This window comes from Arhodomonas sp. KWT, assembly GCF_010993615.1.
In genome coordinates, this window is the sequence record NZ_WNXE01000372.1 from 1 (window position 1) to 1,784 (window position 1,784).

A 1,784-nucleotide genomic window follows, 5' to 3' on the forward strand; every position below is an offset into this window, starting at 1 on the left:
AGCATCACCACCCGCAGGCCCAGCCGGCGCAGCCGGGTCACCGAGTCCCGGGCCTCGGGACGCAGCGGTGCCGCCAGCGCCAGCGCACCGGCCAGGACCCCGTCGGCGGCGACGAACAGCGGCGTGCTGCCCTCGTCCAGGAGCTCCAGACCGCGTTTGCTGAGCGGGTTGTCTATTCGCGCCGCGGCCAGCGCCCGGTGTGTCCCGACGACCACGTCGCGGCCGTCGATGCGGCCACGCAGCGCACCGCCGGGCAGGCGCTCGACGTCCTCGGCCACCCCGGCCCGGATGCTGCGCTCCTCTGCGGCCCGGCTCACCGGCCCGGGACGTTCACCGGCCTCCACCGCCGCCGCCCAGCGGAAGATGTCGCGGATGGCGACCCCGTCGACGGGCTCGACGGCGACCACCTCGGCGGCCGCGGCCGTGAGCGTGCCGGTCTTGTCCAGGGCGATCACCGAAAGTCCCGCGAGGGCGTCCAGGACGTCCGGCTGGCGGGCGATCACGCCGAACTCCACCAGGCGTATGAGCCCGGCATTCAGGGCGAGGGGCACGGCCAGGGGCACCGCGGGCGACGCCGCGAGCACCAGCAGCACGCACGCCGACAGCAGGGCCTGCCCGGGGGTCCCGTCGAGCAGCCACCAGCCGGCCAGTGACAGCACCGCCGCCGTCAGGGCACCGGTGAGCAGCCAGCCGAGGAGACGGTCCAGGCCGTGGCAGGGACGGCGGCTCGGGCCACCGGGACGGTGAACCCCCGCAATCATACCGGCAAGCTCCCCCTCGCCGGGTGGCCGCGTCACCACCATGGTGAAGCCGCCGTCCCGGCACAGGGTGCCCGCGAGGACCCGGTCACCGGGCTCGCGGCTGACCACGCCTTCCGTTCCGGTAAACGCGGACTCGTCCAGACTCGCCCGTCCCGTCTCGATGCGGCCGTCGGCGGGCACACGTTCGCCGTCGTCGACATGGACCCGCGCCCCCTCGGTGAGCCGCGACGACGGCACCCGCCGCCAGCCGCGGGCGGTATGCTCGGCGGCCGTGGCCGGCAGCAGCGCCCTCAGGCTGTCCGCCGGGCGGGCGACCGGCCCCGCGCCCCGGCCCATCAACGCGACCCCGGCCTGGTAGACCGCGAGGGCGAACAGCGGGAACGCCAGGTACCCGCCCTGCCCCTCCGGCACGAGCAGTGCAGGGGCGGCAAGCACGAGCAGCGCATGTCCGATACCCGCAGCCACACCGCCGCATACCAGCCCGACTGCGGGGACGCACCGCGGCCGCTCCCGGGGCGTCCCGCGGGCCAGCGCCGCGGGCAGGATCCGGACCATCACCAGCACGACCACCGCCACACCGCCCGCGCGCCACGCGGGCCCCGCCCCCAGTGCCTGCGCATAGGTGTCGATGATGAGGAGCACGGCCCCGGCAAACGCCGCGGCCAGGGCCGAGCGTCCGGTCCGCGGGTCCGCCTCGCGGGAGGGACCGGCGGCGGCCACCGTGTAGCCGAGCGTGGCCAGCACGGTAACGAGGTCCGTCTCGCTGACCTCGCCGCGCACGACCAGCCTTCGCTGCCCGGGCCTCAGCCAGACACCGCTGACACCGCCAAGACGGGCGACCGCCGCCTCGACGGCGGTCCGCGCGGCGGCCGGCACCGGCTCACGGATCTCGAAGGCGCGGCAGTGGACCGCACTCCAGCACATGCTTTCCCCCGTTTCGACACCAGCGGCATCCCCTGCGGACCGGGTCCCGCTGCTATGCTGAACACCGGACGTCACGGTTATCGAGGGTCCGGACCACGG

1 protein-coding gene is annotated in these 1,784 nt (G+C 75.3%); it reads right to left on the reverse strand.

Annotated features, from left to right (window positions below; translation table 11 throughout):
- The coding region (locus G7A99_RS19050; protein ID WP_163143153.1) for an HAD-IC family P-type ATPase at positions 1 to 1,685 on the reverse strand (1,685 nt) is incomplete at its 3' end.
- Positions 1,686 to 1,784: the final 99 nt, after the last annotated feature.